Below are 18,338 nucleotides of genomic sequence, written 5' to 3'. Positions count from 1 at the left end.
GCTGCTATTTTAAATCGTGCAGCATGATTATGCATTTTTAACTTTATAGTTTCTTGAAACGAATGGCTGTTCCGCCAGCGCCGCCTAAATGCAATTTCAATACATCTGAAGCTTTTACGGTTTTCTTAGAAATGGTAATTGCAGCCGGATTGTGTGTTTCATCCGTTCCTTCTGCGTCAGCATAAATCTGAGCTTCGTACGTTGCAGTTGCATCTAAGAATGATAACGCAACATTTACATCCCTTGCTTTTTCATTTGTGATCGTTCCTAAATACCAATCGGCACTGTTTCTGTCTTTACGCGCTGTAGTGATGTATTCCCCAATTTTTCCTTCCAATACTTTTGTGTCTTCCCAGTCTGTCGGAACATCTTTTAAGAATTGCAAAGCTGGTTTTCCTTCATAGTTTTCAGGCAAATCTGCCATCATCTGGATTGGAGCATAAATCGTTACGTATAACGCCAATTGCTGGGCTGCAGTTCCGTGTACTCTTTTTCCAGGGAAACCCTGTTTTACTTCTACATCAAAAATTCCAGGTGTAAAATCCATTGGCCCTGAAAGCAATCTTGTAAACGGAATAATTGTTAAGTGGTTTGGCGGATTTCCTTCGCTCCACGCGTTATACTCTTGTCCACGTGCCGCTTCTCTCGAAACCATGTTCGGAAAAGTTCTTCTTTCTCCGGTATCTTTTATCGATTCGTGGTATAAAACAGCTAAATCATATTGCGCTGCTTTTTCTAAAATATATCTGAAATAATTTACTCCAAATTGCCCGAAATGATTTTCTTTCATGTTCAATTTAGAACCAACGTGACCAATTTTAACCGAATGCATTCCGAGTTTTTTGTACAAGGCAAAACCTTCATCAACCTGTTTTAGATAATTAATAAGATTTGAACCCGTTTCGTGATAACCAATAAGTGCTACGTCTTTTTTCTTTCCGTATTCCACCACTTTTTCTATGTCGAAATTGTCTGCGCTTTTAGTAAAACTGAACATGTGCATGTGGTTTTCATACCAGGCCGGTGTCCAGCCTTTGTTCCAGCCTTCAATCAATAAATGGTGAAATCCTTCTTTGGCTGTAAAATCAATATATTCTTCGGCGTGTTTGGTTGTTGCTCCTTGTTTGTCACTTTCCCAAAAAGTATATTTTCCGATGTGCATTCCCCACCAGATTCCAAAGTATTTATAAGGTTTGAAATAACTTGTGTTTTTTAATTTGTTTGGATCATTCAGGTTTAGAATCAAATAAGAAGTAATTAAGTCTCCTGGATTCTCTCCAATCTGAAGCGTTCTCCACGAAGAGGTAAATGTATCTTTTACACGCACTTTTACACCATCTGCCCAAGGCACTAAATCGGATTTCAATTGTGTTCCGGTTGTATTGACCAAAGTCATGCTGGCAAAATCAGTTAGGTTTGCTTCATGAAAACTCAAGGCCAGTCCGCTTTTACTTTCAATGGTAAGCGGTGTCAAAACTGTATCCAACGTACTTACCGGAGCATCTTTAAAAAGATATTCGTCACGGTTTTCCCTGTTGGCCGGAATCCACCATGCCTTTCCATCTTCTTTCAAATTAAAAGTCGTTTTTTCATCCATAATGAAAATACTGTCTTTTACATTTTGTTTTGGATACACATATCTAAAAGCGATTCCATCATCAAAAGCACGAAACTGAATTTCTAATTTGCGTTTGTTTCCGCTTTTTTGCTGTAATTCAACTGAAAGCTGATTGTAATGGTTTCTGATGTTTTTCTTTTCTCCCCAAACCTGTTCCCAGGTTTCATCGAACGAAGTGTTTTTTACATTTTTGATTTCGAAGTCAGAACTTAAATTTTCATTTCCTTTTAGTAAAAAACCCATGTCTGATGGTGTAATCACTTCTGTTTTTCCGTGTGAAACAGCATATTTTGGAGCGTTTTTTACCAGCTCGAATTTTATTTTATTCTGCCCGTTTGGCGATGCCAATTCGTAAGTGTTTTTATTTTGGCTATAGGCAGAAATTGCAGAAAAAGCCAAAATGGTAATTATTGTTTTTTGTATCATTGTTTTGTTATTAAAAAAATAAATTAAACCAGGGAAGTCTTACGCTCCCTGGCTTAAAGCAAACTAAACTTAAATTTAACCATTCAATTTAAAGTTGTATGTTCAATGTAAAATTGGGGGATTTCAAATTCTTTGACACCTATTTTATTTTGGAACCAAAGTGAATAGTGCTGCAAAAATCTTAGTTTACAGAGAAGCGTAGACCTATTTAAAAACACTTTTTTGTTTTTAATCATCCAATTAATTGTATGTACAAACCTCCATAAAAACTTCATTACTTCATGGTATTCATTTGTATCAAAAAACTATCTCATTTGTTGCAATTGCAGAAGTCATAGTCTTATAAAACCATTTTTTTTAATTTTTTAATTTTGTAAAAAATGAAATCATATAGGAACAGAGTTCTCGAAAATTGGAATGAAAACCTTTTTTGTCACAAAAACCAAAATTTAGCAGCCCGTTTTTTTTCAATAATAGTCACCAATCAGTTTTAAGTTGATCATCAATTGATACAATCTTAAGCCATTGAATATAACCCTAGTTTATCAGATTAAATAATGGATATGTAAAGGGAAATCTAAGACACGTTTTTATTTGTATATCCAAAATTTTATAGCTAACTTCCTGAAATGGAAACAAATCCGGATGTAGTAATTATTGGTGGTGGACTTGCCGGATTGGCAGCGGCAATACATCTATCTCAAAAAGGATTAAAAATAATCCTAATCGAGAAATCAGACTATCCCAAGCATAAAGTCTGTGGAGAATATATTTCTAACGAGATTCTGCCCTATTTGCAATGGCTTGGCGCAGATGTTTCAGAACTAAATCCCACTCCTATCTCTAAGTTCGAGTTTACAGCAAGCAACGGAAAAGCTGCAGTTGCAAAACTTCCATTGGGAGGCTTTGGCATTAGCCGATATGCTCTTGATAATTTTTTATACCAAAAAGCATTAGCAAACAATTGCACCATTATTAAGGAAAATGTTACTGATGTTTCTTTTAGCAATGATGTCTTTACAATTGCCACTTCAAACCAAATTTTATCGGCTAAAATAGTATTGGGCGCTTTTGGCAAACGGTCTAACATCGATCAGGTTTTAGCTCGCGATTTTATCCATAAAAAATCACCCTGGCTGGCTGTAAAGGCGCATTATTCGGGTGATATAGATAATGATCTCGTTGCTTTACATAACTTTAAAGGAGGTTATTGTGGTGTTTCTAAAGTAGAAAATAATATTATAAACATTTGTTATCTGGCCGATTATGCCACCTTTAAACAATATAAAAACATAGAAGATTATCAGCAGAATATTCTCTATAAAAACAAACATTTAAAATCTGTTTTTGAAAATAGTACGCTTCTTTTTGACAAACCAATCACCATAAGCCAGATATCTTTTGATAAAAAACAACCTGTAGAAAACCATTTGTTAATGATTGGTGATACAGCTGGACTTATTCATCCTCTTTGTGGTAACGGAATGGCGATGGCAATTCATAGTGCAAAAATCGCAGCAGAATTAATAATCGATTATTATTCAGGCAAACTAATCTCACGCGAATTATTAGAAAGAACTTATACGAATCAATGGAATAAACATTTTAGTAAAAGATTATATATGGGTAGAATCCTGGCAAAAATCTTAACCAATAAAACCATTACTAATGCACTCTTTGCAATTGTAGCATCATTTCCTGCAATAATGCCCGCAATAATTAAACAGACTCACGGCAAACCTATAGCAATCAATTAAATGGGAATAAGCACTAAATTCAGAACACAAGAAACCGAAATAATGGATGATTTTTCTCTTGAAGGGAAAGAGCTCAAAAATGCATTAGACAAAATAGCCCGTATTAATCAATTATTAGGCGGTAACAAACTCACACTTCATGGCATAAAAACATTATTAAAGAAATCAAATACTGATAAAACAATAGTAATTGCAGATATAGGTTGTGGCAATGGAGATATGTTGCGCATGTTGGCGAAATACGGCCAAAGAAACAATCTTAATTTTAAACTTATAGGTATAGATGCAAATGCCTTTACGATAAATTATGCTAAAATGCTCTCCGCCAATTATCCAAATATCGAATATGAATGTGTGGATATTTTTAGTGACGCGTTTACCACTCTTAAATATGATATTGTTTTATGCACTCTTACCCTACACCATTTTACGAATGAACAAATATTAAATATAATTACTATCTTTAATAACAATGCCGAAGTTGGTATTATTGTTAACGATTTGCATCGAAGCAAATTAGCCTATCGTCTTTTTAAAATGATTGGTATTGCTTTTAATCTAAATAAAATGTCACGCGAGGATGGACTTGTATCTATTTTAAGAGGTTTTAAGAAAAACGAATTAGAAAGTTTTTCAAATAAAGTGAATTTTAAAAACTATACCATAAACTGGAAATGGGCTTTTCGTTATCAGTGGATAATCGCTAAAACATGAGTGTAAAAATTATAACTGTTGCCAAGCAACTACCAAAATATTCGCGTACAACGGCTGATATACTTCCAATGCTGGATGGCTGGCTTCATGAACAAGATGATCGTTTTATAAAAAAAGTCAAAAAGATTTTTGAAGGAGCTGCAGTAGACAAACGGTATTCGATAATGGATCCTGCAGAAGTCTTTACCGCAACTTCATTTGAAGAGAAAAACGATATTTATAGTCGGGAAGTAATCATTCTGGGTGAGCAAGTATTAGAGAAAGCACTAACCAAAGCAAACTGGGATCCGAAAACGCTGGATTATATTATAACTGTAAGTTGTACAGGGATTATGATACCGTCACTAGATGCTTATCTTATCAATAAAATGAAATTAAGACAAGACATCGTGCGCCTTCCTGTGACCGAAATGGGTTGTGCTGCCGGTATATCGGGTATTATATATGCCAAAAACTTTCTTAAGGCTAATCCCGGAAAACGTGCTGCAGTAATAGCAATTGAATCCCCAACGGCAACATTTCAGCTGAATGATTTTTCGATGCCAAATATTGTAAGCGCAGCAATTTTTGGTGATGGCGCCGCCTGTTGTCTTTTATCATCGTATGAAGAAGATAATGGCCCCGAAATACTGGACGAACAAATGTATCATTTTTATGATGCGGAACATATGATGGGATTTAAACTCACCAATAGCGGTTTACAAATGGTATTGGATATTGATGTTCCGGATACTATTGCATCCCATTTTGAAGATATCATTCATCCTTTTTTACAAAAAAACAATTTAGAGATTAACGACATAGATCATATGATTTTTCATCCCGGTGGAAAAAAAATAGTTATAACAGTAGAATCACTTTTTGCCGGATTAGGAAAAAATATTGACGACACTAAGGAAGTTCTTAAACAATACGGTAATATGTCGAGCGCTACGGTTTTGTATGTTTTAGAAAGAATTATGAACGGAAACCCAAAATCGGGAGAAAAAGGATTGATGCTTAGTTTTGGCCCGGGGTTTTCGGCACAAAGAATTTTACTGCAATGGTAATAGTAGAAAAACAAATTATGGAATTGAACGATATTATAGCAAAGTTACCTTACACAAAGCCTTTTTTATTTGTAGACGAATTATTGCATGCAGATGAAAATAGTGTAACAGGAACCTATACTTTTAATGAAGATCTTGATTTTTATAATGGCCATTTTAAAGATAATCCTGTAACTCCGGGTGTAATTTTAACGGAAACAATGGCCCAGATCGGTATGGTTTGTCTGGGTATCTATTTACTCGGAAATGATTTTAACAAAGAGACTGTAATTGCATTTACCTCAGCAGATGTACAATTTTTAAAGCCCGTATATCCAAACGAAAAAGTAACTGTAACTTCTCAGAAATCATTTTTTAGATTTGGTAAATTGAAATGTGATGTAATTATGAAAAACGAAGCCGGAGTGGAAGTCTGTAAAGGTATTTTGGCTGGTATGATTACAAAGAAACTATGAATAAACGAGTTGTAATAACAGGATTAGGCGTAGCGGCTCCCAATGGAGTCGGGATTACTGCATTTACGGATGCTATAAAAAAAGGAGTTTCCGGAATTCGGCATGATACACGATTGCAGGAATTACAATTTTCTTGTCAGATCGTTGGTCAGCCACAAATATCAGACGAACTGAAATCGGAATACTTTACAGAACTTGAACTAAGAGGCTTTAACAGCACCGGTATTTTATATGGCGTTATCGCAGGTATAGAAGCCTGGAAAAATGCCGGTTTATCAATAGAAAACAACGACAATCCGGATTGGAACAGCGGAACTATTTTTGGATCGGGCACATCGGGAATTGATAAGTTCCGTGAAAGCATTTATAAAATAGACGAATTACAAGTTCGAAGACTTGGCAGCACTGTGGTAGCACAAACGATGAACAGTGGAGTAAGCGCTTATCTTGGTGGAAAATTAGGACTTGGGAATCAGGTTACCACAAATTCATCAGCCTGTGCCACTGGTACAGAGGCTATTTTGATGGCTTATGATCGCATACAATCCGGACAAGTAAAACGAGTACTCGCAGGAAGTACTGGTGATAGCGGCCCTTATATTTGGGGTGGATTTGATGCTTTACGTGTTTGCAGTTCGAACTATAATAATAGTCCAGAACGAGGATCCCGCCCAATGAGTGCCTCTGCAGCAGGGTTTGTTCCCGGTAGTGGTGCCGGAGCATTGGTTATAGAAGATTTAGAAACCGCTTTGAAAAGAGGCGCCACCATTTATGCAGAAATATTGGGCGGAAATGTAAACTCCGGGGGACAACGCGGAAACGGAAGTATGACCGCACCAAATAGTACTGCGGTGCAGCGATGTATTACCAGCGCTATTCATAATTCCGGTATCTCAGCAAATGATATTGATGCCATAAACGGCCATCTTACTGCAACTACAAAAGATAGTCTTGAAATTGAAAACTGGACTAAAGCACTTGGAAGAACCGGAACTGATTTTCCGTATATCAACTCTTTAAAAAGTATGACTGGACATTGCCTTAGCGCCGCGGGAAGTATCGAAAGTATTGCTGCAGTTTTACAGCTTCATGAAGATTTTATATTTGGCAACATTAATTGCGAGGATCTTCATCCGGAAATTATTGCACTTGTTGATCCTTCAAAAATTCCTTTAAAAACAATAAGCATTACCTCTACTATAATTGCCAAAGCAAGTTTTGGATTTGGTGATGTAAATGCCTGTATCATCTTTAAAAAATTTCAAAAATAATACTATGAACAAAGAAGAACTTATAGCGCAATTAAAAGTACTTATAAAGCCGTACACAACAAATACAGAAGCTTATGACAATCTTACCGAAGATACTGACTTCATTAATGATCTTAGTATCAATTCAGCAAATCTCGTCGATATCGTACTTGATATCGAAGAGACTTTTAATATCGTAATTGATGATACTGACATGCAACGTATGCTTGATGTTAAAACTGCTGTAGAAATTATAGCAACTAAACTGGCCGCAAAATGATTGGCAATGATGTCATCGATATCATACAATCACGTGCTCAAAGCAATTGGCAGCGCAAAGGTTTCATACAAAAACTCTTTACTGCTAAGGAACAATTAATGATTTCAAATGCAACAGATCCTGAAATCATGGTCTGGTTATTTTGGAGCATGAAAGAAGCAGCTTATAAAATTTACCATCGGCAAACAAATCGAAGAGAATATATTCCTAAAAAGTTAACTTGTTCTGTACTCTCACAAGACAACAATTGCATTATTGGAAGAGTGAACTGTGCTCAAAATGTCTATTATACAAAAACAATTCTCTTGCAGGAATGTATTCATACGTTAGCGGTGAATTCTTTAGATGATTTAAAAAATGTAATTGAGATCGAGAACAAGGGTATTATTAAAGATAATAATGGAATTCCGTACTTAGCTAATACGTTTCAGGATGTTTCTATTAGTCATCACGGCAGGTTTGAAAAAGTAGTAACATTAAACCTTTGAGTTACTCACTAATTTGGAATAAAAAACCAATATTTACTAATAAGAAATGGCCTCCTGCTCTCCCTGTAAAAGTCCTAATGAAAATTAGTTTTTTTTTGCCCAAAATTCTAATTTCAGATTTCCCTTCAAAACGGATCAAAACGTAAAATTGGCAAAATCAGTTCCAAATATCATTACAATTTACCATCCATAATCAATGCTTAGTTTATTACTATTCAAATCTATAGCATAAAAATAAAAAAAATCGGAACACGATTACTCCTGTCCCGATTTAATTCACTTCTTTCTTGGCACTTCTGAAAAAACTGCAATCAGTGCCAAATGAGATTATGCTATAGTATATTTTTTTTCTGTTACAGTATTGGTGGTTTCAGTTGTTACATTATCTACAAATCGCCATTCAGCTTCAGAACCTGATGCTGTAAATTTAAGATAGGTATATCCTCGCTTGTATAAATTTGCATATTCTAAATCATCTATCAGCACTGTAAATGCCTGTGCTAATTCTATCGCTTTTGCAGGGTCAGATGTAATTCCGAGATAAGCTTCCAGTCCTGGTGATGAAACAGAACTGCAGGCTATTTCAGTACCTATAAATTTCCCCTGCATATCGGTAAGTTTCCCCATCCAGGCATTATGAGTATCGCCGGCCAGCACCACAACATTTTTTCCAGAAAGGATGGCATACAATTGTTCGCGTTCTGCAAAATAGCCATCCCAGGCATCCAGATTATAGGGCAAAGTCGTTGTAATTCTCGCAATTTCCTGAGCGGTTAAAGAAGGGTCATTTTGTTTATGTCTCATTTTAATAACGACAAGTTCAGAAATTGTATTTATAAGAGCCTGCATAGTGGCCGGCTGCGCACTTCCAAAATGATCTACCTCTGCTAAAATTTGGTTCAAAAGCAATAAAAGCTCTGCGGGAATCAGCATTTTTGTCATCAGGATCTGCTGGCCTAAAACTTTCCATTTAGCAGTATCTGCATTGATTTGCGATCCCAGCCATGTCATTTGTTCGCTTCCAATTAATTTTCTGCTGGTGCTTAACAAATCTGTTCTAAATTTTGTCTGGTCAAAATTTCCGCCAGTATCAATATAATCAGAATAACTCATCTGCTTATCTCTTGCTATAACTCGGGTATCCATCATATAAAGCGAAAGAATAGTACCGAAATTAAAACTTCTGTAAATTCTAAGATCTTTTCCTGTTTTAAGCGGAATATATTCGCTGTAGGCCTGAAAAGCCGCCATTTTTCTCATCTGAAAATCCCCTTCTGCAGGCTGATGATTGTCTGCACCGGATTTATAGGTATCGTTAGCAAACTCATGGTCATCCCAGACACATATAAAAGGTTTTTTCTGATGAAGAAGCTGAAGATTTTTATCTCCTCGATATTGTCTGTAGCGCTCTCTGTAATCGCTGAGACTTGTAATCTCCCTGGCTGGTTTATGTTCTCTGCCCAGCGGGTTGGTAAAAGGATTTGTTCCATACTGTCCCGGTGCATATTCGTAAATATAATCTCCAAGATGAACCACTACATCAGCATCTGAAGAAGCAATCGCTCCATACACATTGAAAAGGCCTGCCGGAAAATTAGAGCAGGAAACAACAGCCATTTTTACATCATTTACACTATCTGTTTTAGACGGCAGTGTGCGTGTTTCTCCGGTAACAGTGACCTGTTTGGTTTTGGCATTATAAAATCTGTAATAATATTTTGTATTGGATGTAATATTCTGAACATCTACCGCTATTGTAAAATCATTCATGGATGATGCCCCCGCCTGCCCATTTCTTAGTACTTCGGAAAATCCGGCATCCTTACTTAGCTCCCAGGTTATCTCAGCATCTGAACCTGCTGAATATCTTGTCCAGATAATCACTCCTGTTTCAGTCGGGTCAAAACTGGCTACTCCTGTCTCAAACCCTTCATTTTTCATTCCATCTGGTGCACCGCTGTTATCCGTTTTATCATCATCACTACAGCTTTCAATAAGCGGAGCGATGAAAACTCCTCCGGCAACCAATAAAGAATTTCTAAGAAACCTTCTTCTGCTTAAATCATTGTTATTTTCCATAAAAAAATTTTTCATCAAAAAAACAATGTAATATCAGAACAAAAGTTATGGCATTTTTAAAATTACCTTACATTAATATTAACAATCCATTTACTATAATAAATTATTTATCTGTTCAAGATTTCTAAACAAAAATTATTACTCAGAGCTCTGTCTGCACTAAAGCCAGATGACCGGTTTATTCCAAATCTAATGATCATATTAATAAAAAAAATGACCGATTTATCAGTTTTTTCCACCAACAAACAAGCAGCTTTTATCTGAAAAATCCGTAAATAACTACAATAAACTTATAAATTTTATAATAATAGCTTAACTTTAAAGACTCTAAATTTGATTTTTAACAACCTTATTTCTTAAAAAATGAAACACTTTTACCAAACGCGCCATCTCATGGCTTTTTTAAGTCTTTTTTGTTGCTTCTCAATGTCCTTATTTGCTCAGGGAACATCTCCGGTAGCTCAAAATTTGCCTTATGTACAAGATTTTTCTTTATTAGAACCTACCTCAACCACATATCCCTCAGGATTACAGGGTTGGACAGCAAGTACAGTTCCCGGAAGTTCATACAATACCAACGCCGTTTTAATAGGAGACAGAGCCCTGACAGCCAGCAGCTCTGCTTCTACTACCAGTGGTAATGTTCATAATTATAATGGGAAAATTGGATTTTTAAACTCTGGCTCGTTAGACTTAACCATTGGCTTAGCAATTAACACAGTAGCAAAGTCAGGTATTATAGTACAATATGATGCTATGGTAATTCGCAATCCTTATGACGGAACTGCCAACACCCGTATTAATGAAATGGTTTTGCAATATCGAATCGGTAATTCTTCTATTTTTACTACTTTGCCTACAACTTCGTATTTAAGCAATACCTTTAAACAAACGACTTCCGGGATTACTTCTCCTTTAAATCCCGTTACTATTTCTGTAATTTTACCACCTGAATGCGACAATCAGGAGGTTGTTCAATTAAGATGGATTTCTAAGCAAAATTCAGGATCAGGCTCCCGTCCTTCTTTTGCTATTGATAATATTACTATTCAAAATGATATTACGCCACCTGCTTACACTGATGGGTTTCCTAAAATAGAAAATATCCTATCCAATGGTTTTGATTTTTCGATTGGACTGAATGAAATTGGAAAATCTTATTTTGTATTATTAGCCTCAGGAAGTTCAAAACCAAGTGCTTCTCAAATAAAATCAGGTTTAGATGCCAATGGAAATACGGCCTTACAATCTGGTATTTTTGATGTTACGGACAGCGCTTTGACTTATACTAAAAGTATTTCGAATTTAACTCTTGGTACTGATTATGTTGTATATGCTATTTCGGAAGATTTTTATGGCAACCTGCAGACCGATAGTAATCAGCTGAATGTTACGACTTCTAGTGTTTTAGTGCCTTCAATATCAACAACAAAGACTGCATTGGATTTTGGCTTTGCAGAACAAAATTTTGCATCAAAAACAAGCAGTTATCAAATTCAGGGACAGCATCTTAGTGATGTAGTGACTGTTAGTGCTTCAAATAATTTTACAATTTCAAAAAATCCAAATGATAATTTTCAATCTTCTTTGGTCTTTGACGTGCAAGATTTTGATACTAATAATACTCCTACTGTTTATGTACGATTTACACCTGATGCAACGGGTAATTTTTCAGGACAAATAGAGCACCAAACTTTTGGGGCAAGTACTAAAACGATACTGGTATCCGGTGTAGGGATCAATCCTTATTCTCAAAATTTTAATGATGTAAACGTACTTACAAACAGTGGATGGACTGCTTATAGTGTAGCAGGCGATAAAATTAAATGGGCTAGTACAAGCAGCCGTTTTAATAGTTCACCAGCTGCAGTATTAATAAATGGCTACGCTGAAAACGGAGCAAGTAAAGATTGGTTAATTTCACCAAAATTACATTTAGATAGCTTCTATAAATTCCCATTGTTATCATTTTATTCCCGTAAATTCTACTCGGGTCCCAAATTGAAATTAATGGTTTCTGTTGATTACGACGGAATAAGCAGCCCTGAAACTGCTACCTGGACAGAACTTGAAGGTGATTTCCCTTCAACTACCGGAGTATTTAAGGCGTCGCAGTTCATCAATTTAGCTGCTTATAAAACCGATAATACGTATGTGGCCTGGGTATATGAAACTACCGCGTCAGGTGGAGATAATGCCGCTGAATGGACAATCGATGATGTTAGTATTACCAATGAAGCAACATTTTTAGCTTCTAATCCTAATTTGAATTTTAGCGAAACAAACGCAAATTCAACATCAGATAGTCAATCCTTTATTTTCATGGCTGGAGGTTATGGTGATTTTACGATCACAGCTCCTTCTAATTATCAATTAGCTCTTGATAATACCAATTTTCAATCCAGTCTTGTTATTTCTGCAAACGATGCATTAGTTGGTAAAACTATTTATGCGCGTTTTGCCCCTTCCGTAAAAGCATTAAATTTAGAAGGCTCCTTAACAGTTACCTCTACGGGACTAAATCAGCAAATAGGTCATTTTAGCGGTTCCTCTTTTCCAAAAGCTGAAACCTTCGATATTGTAAGTTACAATTTAGAGTTTTTTGGAAGTGATGTAGTTGGAACAAGTGGGGAATTTGGTCCAATTGACGATGCTTTGCAAGTTGATAATGTAGCCAAAGTAATGAATAAATTAAATGCCGATGTTTATGTAGTTCAGGAAGTATCTGATGAAGCTGCCTTGGAAACTTTGATTCAAAAAATAAGCATCAATGGTAAAACATTCGACAAGAGCATTTCTCCAGCCTGGTCTTATTCCTTTTCGCCACCAGATCCTTTATTCCCTCCTCAAAAACTAGTCGTTATTTACAATACACAAACCACCAAAGTAAACAAAACCCGTGTTATGTTTAACGATTTGTACGATAATATTCGTGCAGGAAATACCACTTTGCCTAATTATCCGGGAGGTAACAGTTCTAGTTTCTTTGCCTCAGGACGTTTGCCTTATTTAGTGAATATCGAAACTAACATTAACGGGGTTAAAAAAGAAATGAACATTATTGATCTTCATGGTCGTGCCAACAGTGGAACTGATATTTCGAAATACAATATGCGTAAATACGACGCTGAACTTTTAAAGGACAGTTTAGATGCAGAATATCCCAATGCAAACTTTATGATTCTGGGAGATTATAATGATGATGTCGATGTATCTGTTATTACTCCTAATCCTTCGTCGTATCAAAAAATGGTAGAAGACACTGATCGTTATAATGCTTTAACTTTAGAAATCAGTAAATTAGGAGCCTATAGCTATTTATCTTCCGGCGGCTTTTTAGATCACATTATTATTTCTAATGAACTGACAAACGAGTATATCCCAAATTCTGTTGCCGTTTATGACCCCCGTTTGGATATTGCCAATTATGTAAATACAACATCGGATCACGGACCTGTTATTGCACGTTTTGATCTTAAAAAAGCAGCACAAAGCATCAACTTCCCTCCCATTACTATTACAGAGGCTACCTCTTATGATCTGAATGCTACGGCCACCTCTGGTTTAGCGATTACTTATGTAAGTTCCAATGAAGCTATTGCAAAAATTATTCACGGGAAAATCCAAATAATAAGCGCCGGAACCGTAACCATTACGGCTTCTCAATTAGGAAATGAATATTATTTAGCCGCTGCTGCTGTTAATCAGTCGCTAACCATAACTGATAAAGAATTACCTGTTATTATAGCACCGGCAACAATAACGCAAAGTAATGATACAGGAATATGCGGAGCAAAAATTACGTATGTAGCCCCAATAGGAACTGACAATTTCCCAGGAGCAACTACTGTTCAGACAGCAGGATTAGCTTCAGGGAATGTATTCCCAGTTGGAGTAACAACCAATACATTTGAAGTAACGGATGCATCTGGCAATACAGCAACATCTTCATTTAATATCATTGTAACGGACACTGAAATGCCAATATTAAGCTGTCCGGAAAACATTATCCAGAAAAAAGAGGGTAAATTACATGGAGCGATCGTAACCTATTCTACTCCTATAGCAACTGACAACTGCTCCGGTATTACTATTACACAAACATCAGGACTGGCATCAGGAAGTGTTTTTCCATTAGGTACTACTACCAATACTTTCAAAGTAGTTGATGCGGCAGGAAATACAACGAGCTGTTCTTTTACCGTAGATATTGTAAAAGCTTTACCGCCAGATCATGGAACAAACGGAGGATTTTCAATAAAAGCATATCCTAACCCTGCAACTGATTTTGTCAATTTTACCATAAAAACGGATAAACCAAAAAATATGTCGTTAAAATTGTATGACCTCTTAGGCTTTTTAGTTGCAGCACCTGTAGAAATAACAGGAAACGCAACTCAAAACACAGTGCAAATCGATGTAAGTCGTCTTAGAAAAGGTATTTATATATATACTTTAAGTACAGGCAACAAAATACTATTTATTGATAAAATAATCAAAAAATAAAAGAACTTCCCTTATAGCAAAAATGCCAGATTCCTTTACAGGATCTGGCATTTTTTTGTAAACTAAAATTTTGGGGTTCTCCTCAACTTGACTGCAAAGCTGTTTACAGAATTACTTTGTAAAAAGGGCCTCTACTATTTTACTATAAATAGCTGTATTTTGGTAGACACCCATAAAATTTTGAGCTCCAGGGCCGTAAGCAAAAACAGGAACCGGAACTGCGGTGTGGTCGTTTGTGCTAAAACTTCCGTGCACATATCCTTTTTCTATATTTCCGTCAATTAAAGAAAGTCCTCCTGTTTCGTGGTCAGCAGTAACAATTAAAAGTGTTTCCGGGTTTTTGTCTACAAATTCCATTGCCTGTCCAACCAATTTATCAAAATCCAGCATTTCACGCACTACATATTCGACATTATTCTGATGTCCGCCATAATCGATTTGAGCACCTTCGGCCATTATAAAAAACGGATTCTTTGACTGTGAGAAAGTGTTGGTTGCTTTAGCCAGAGATTGGGTCAAAAACGCACCTCTTCCTGCTTTCATTGAAACTACTGAAGCATCGTCTAAAACTACAAATCGATTATTTTTAATAGTATCCAGACTGCTGAACTTGTCCGAAAAAGTATATCCCTTTTCTATCAATACCTTAGATAAATCTTTTCCATCTTTTCTTGAATAAAACTCCTTTGGTCCTCCTCCAATCAAAATATCGGAAGGATTGGATAAAAAATCCTGAGCTATAGGTTCACTATAACTTCTTTCGGGTTGATGGGCATAAAAAGCGGCCGGTGTCGCATCTGTAATATTTCCTGCTGAAATAATAGCGGTTTTATAATTTTTCTTAGCCAGTTGTTGTGTGATTACCTCCAGAGACCTTCCGTTTTCATCGACACTAATAAATCTGTTATTGGTTTTATGTCCTGTTGCCATTGCTGTTGCTCCGGCAGCTGAATCTGTGATATAACTATCTGAAGATTTGGTTATAGAAAGTCCCTGAGTAGGAATATTAAACAAACTTAATTGCCCTTTATTTGCTGTATAACCGGCATAAATCTGAGTCAATCCCATTCCGTCACCAATTAATAGAATTACATTCTTAGGCTTCTTTTTAGAAAATGCCAATCCATTTTTAGGAATATAGGCCTCATGAAACTCGGTATTTTGATAAAAAGTAGTTTTAATATTTTTAATGAATTGTGTCAAAGTCGGAACGTTATCAGTTGCAATATAATCGACATTTAAATTCATCAGAGTCATCCAGGTATTCACATTATCCTGCGTACCCCAAAACCTGATTTTTTTATTTTGATCGTGCACCTTCTTAATGATCGCTTGCACTTTTTCAGCATCTGCCTGTGTCATTACACCTTTGCCGTTCCAAATCGTGATTTCTTTTAAATCTTCACTAATCATTTCGACACGTGACAATTGTTCCGGAGCATAATTTTCGTTCAGTCTTCCGTCAAAATAGATAAACTCAGGATATTCTTTCCAATTCGCAACAGATGGTCTGTTTCCGGAAATAACTACTTTTAGATTTTTATTCGAAATCAGATCCGGATATAACTTAAGCTGCTGAACAATTACTTTTAAAGTTGCATCGGCCTCTGATTTTACATCGATCATTAAAATTAAAGGCTTACTACTTTGATATGCCTTTCCTGCTAAAGTCTTTAATTTATTGGATAAAGGATCCAAATACATACTTTTAAGCGTGTTATAAGTCGTAATTTCTTTTGAAGTATGGGCAACGGGCAATTCGTTATTTACTAAAAAAACATCGGCTTCGATAACACCGGCTTCATTCGAATAAGCTTCGTAAAAAGGAAGTTTATCTGCATAATCATTATGCGAATGAATATTGCTGGAGCTATACTGCTGCGCTTGAGCAAATGTGAAGAAATGGAGGCAAAAAAGGGCTATTATTTTTTTCATTGAAAATTTATTTTGATTGCTATTTAAAGTTGTAGGTAACTTTATAACGAAAGTAATTTGTTGCAGTTACATCGTTTTTATGAATCTATTAAGGTTGTATTACTAAATAAACCAGCCTTTTTTTTTAAAGACTGGCCAATTTTATATAAAATCATTTGTTGCTTTCTTTACAACTGCAAGCTCCACAACAAGCTTGCAGCGTAAAAAAACAAAACAAACTAACTGAAACTACAAACTACCAGCCTTTATTTTGAGTAAGCGCTCCTTTACTCACTGCAATTTCATCTGGTGGTATTGGCCAAACATGGTGAATAGCAGGATTAAAATTACGGGCAGGATAAATAACACTTCCATTATAATGGTGCAGAGGTTTTGCGTACGTAGTCTGAGCATCTCCCCAACGCACTAAATCAAAATGACGATCTGTCCATTCTCCCGCTAATTCGCAGCGTCTTTCTCTTTTTAAATCTGTTAATGTTGCACCCGAGATACTTGCTAAACCTGCACGGTTTCTTATCATGTTTATTTCGGTATCGGCACTTAAACCTTTCATTAATTTAGCTTCTGCTAACATCAAAATTACATCAGCATAACGTAAAAGAGGTACATTTAAAGCTGTTGAAGGCTTATCTCCGTTTGCATTTACATAACGAATATCAATTCCACCCGAAGTTGTTTTTGGATAACCGAACGGTTCCATATACTTTTTGAACTGATAGCCAGTTCTGTTACTGGAACTTACAACATATTTTCCTTCGTTAAAAGTTACTAATTCACCAAAATACATGAACGTGTCTCCTTTTTGTAAAATTGTAGCGCTGCGTCTTTTATCAGTAGGATCATAAGTATCAAATAATTCTTTGGTGGGATAAAAATTTCCCCAACCGTTGTAAACTCCCCAACCTTTATCTTCCAGACATACTCCCGGAAAAATAGAACCCAATCCTGTGTTTTCAGCACTTGATGTTACAGACCAAATATATTCTGCAGACCAGTTGTTTTTTATTTTAAACACATCTTCAAAATTATCAAGCAACTTATGTTTTCCGCTGCTTACAATCAGGTTTGCGTACTTAATTGCATTGTCCCAGTCTTTTGCATACAAATAGGTACGCACTAAATATCCCCAGGCCGCTGTTTTATGAGCACGTCCGTAATTATCGGGTGTAAGCTCGTTAAAATACGGTAACAAATCGGCTGCTTTTACTAAATCTGCTGCAATGTATGCGTAGTTTTCTGCCACATTTTTAGCGCGTGGTACATATACATTTGTTGGATCTTCCCTGTCCTGAATTGGGATCCCGGCGCGATCATCCCCATAATGATACGCTAATTCTAAATGCATTACAGCATGATTAAAATAAGCTTCTCCCAGCATCATGTTTTTCGTTTTTTCGTCTAAGGAAATTTTAGGAATATTGCGAAGCACATCATTACAACGTTTCATTACTTCATAGTGCAATCTCCAGATATCTTTGGTATCAGACTCCGCTCCGTCAACAATAAAATTCTTGATACGTTCTGCATTTTGTCTTGGTTTGGTTCCTATATCATCACTGGCATTATTGAGCCAGAAAAAACCACGGCCGTACATATTGTCATCCGAATATAAGGCATAAATCGCATTTACTCCCGCTTTTGCATCAGCTGGCGTTTTCCAGAAATTTCCGCTTGACGGCGCTCCTTGCGGAATCACATCAAGTTCACTTTCGCAAGCCGAAGTGCCTAGTAAAAGCACAAAACTCAATAATAAAAGACTTAAATTTTTCATTTTATTTGTT

At 36.1% G+C, this 18,338-nt stretch carries 12 protein-coding genes; 8 read left to right on the top strand and 4 right to left on the bottom strand.

The window, feature by feature from the left end:
• Positions 1-43 precede the first annotated feature (43 nt).
• The gene (locus tag Q7C23_RS14515) at positions 44-2,044 is read right to left on the bottom strand and encodes a glycoside hydrolase family 97 protein (RefSeq protein WP_375033210.1); all 2,001 of its coding nucleotides are present in this window, start codon (positions 2,042-2,044) and stop codon (positions 44-46) included.
• 629 nt (positions 2,045-2,673) lie between these two features.
• On the opposite strand from Q7C23_RS14515, the gene Q7C23_RS14510 reads away from it, so the two are divergent.
• From Q7C23_RS14510 to Q7C23_RS14480, 7 genes are read left to right on the top strand one after another with little or no spacing between them, the layout of a single operon-like run.
• Complete coding sequence (locus Q7C23_RS14510; RefSeq protein ID WP_375033209.1) at positions 2,674-3,801, top strand: NAD(P)/FAD-dependent oxidoreductase; 1,128 nt, start codon at positions 2,674-2,676, stop codon at positions 3,799-3,801.
• A complete protein-coding gene (locus Q7C23_RS14505; protein ID WP_375033208.1) occupies positions 3,802-4,515 on the top strand; it encodes a methyltransferase domain-containing protein in 714 nt (237 codons plus the stop codon).
• Complete coding sequence (locus Q7C23_RS14500; RefSeq protein ID WP_375033207.1) at positions 4,512-5,564, top strand: type III polyketide synthase; 1,053 nt, start codon at positions 4,512-4,514, stop codon at positions 5,562-5,564. The genes Q7C23_RS14505 and Q7C23_RS14500 overlap by 4 nt, the downstream gene beginning before the upstream one ends.
• 17 nt (positions 5,565-5,581) lie before the next feature.
• On the top strand, positions 5,582-6,019 hold the full coding sequence (locus Q7C23_RS14495) for a 3-hydroxyacyl-ACP dehydratase FabZ family protein (protein WP_375033267.1): 438 nt from the start codon (positions 5,582-5,584) through the stop codon (positions 6,017-6,019).
• Positions 6,016-7,290 carry a beta-ketoacyl-[acyl-carrier-protein] synthase family protein gene (locus Q7C23_RS14490; protein ID WP_375033205.1) on the top strand — a complete coding sequence of 425 codons (1,275 nt, stop codon included), beginning with the start codon at positions 6,016-6,018 and terminating at the stop codon, positions 7,288-7,290. Before Q7C23_RS14495 ends, Q7C23_RS14490 begins: the two co-directional genes overlap by 4 nt.
• 4 nt (positions 7,291-7,294) lie before the next feature.
• Positions 7,295-7,549 (top strand): acyl carrier protein, encoded by a 255-nt coding sequence (locus Q7C23_RS14485; RefSeq protein WP_375033204.1) that lies wholly within the window; start codon positions 7,295-7,297, stop codon positions 7,547-7,549.
• On the top strand, positions 7,546-8,037 hold the full coding sequence (locus Q7C23_RS14480; protein WP_375033203.1) for a 4'-phosphopantetheinyl transferase superfamily protein: 492 nt from the start codon (positions 7,546-7,548) through the stop codon (positions 8,035-8,037). Before Q7C23_RS14485 ends, Q7C23_RS14480 begins: the two co-directional genes overlap by 4 nt.
• Before the next feature lie 327 nt (positions 8,038-8,364).
• Here the strand turns inward: Q7C23_RS14480 and Q7C23_RS14475 are convergent, their stop codons facing one another.
• Positions 8,365-10,116 carry an alkaline phosphatase D family protein gene (locus tag Q7C23_RS14475; protein ID WP_375033202.1) on the bottom strand — a complete coding sequence of 584 codons (1,752 nt, stop codon included), beginning with the start codon at positions 10,114-10,116 and terminating at the stop codon, positions 8,365-8,367.
• A gap of 363 nt (positions 10,117-10,479) precedes the next feature.
• Between Q7C23_RS14475 and Q7C23_RS14470 the strand changes: the two genes are divergently transcribed.
• Positions 10,480-14,622: an HYR domain-containing protein gene (locus Q7C23_RS14470; RefSeq protein ID WP_375033201.1), complete on the top strand. Its 4,143-nt coding sequence runs from the start codon at positions 10,480-10,482 to the stop codon at positions 14,620-14,622.
• A 111-nt stretch (positions 14,623-14,733) separates the two neighbouring features.
• Here the strand turns inward: Q7C23_RS14470 and Q7C23_RS14465 are convergent, their stop codons facing one another.
• The gene (locus Q7C23_RS14465; protein ID WP_375033200.1) at positions 14,734-16,557 is read right to left on the bottom strand and encodes an alkaline phosphatase; all 1,824 of its coding nucleotides are present in this window, start codon (positions 16,555-16,557) and stop codon (positions 14,734-14,736) included.
• 235 nt (positions 16,558-16,792) lie between these two features.
• A complete protein-coding gene (locus Q7C23_RS14460) occupies positions 16,793-18,328 on the bottom strand; it encodes a RagB/SusD family nutrient uptake outer membrane protein (RefSeq protein WP_375033199.1) in 1,536 nt (511 codons plus the stop codon).
• Between the last annotated feature and the right edge of the window lie 10 nt (positions 18,329-18,338).

The organism is Flavobacterium sp. LAR06 (assembly GCF_041946075.1).
GTDB lineage: Bacteria > Bacteroidota > Bacteroidia > Flavobacteriales > Flavobacteriaceae > Flavobacterium.
This window is presented reverse-complemented; position numbering and strand designations above follow the sequence as displayed.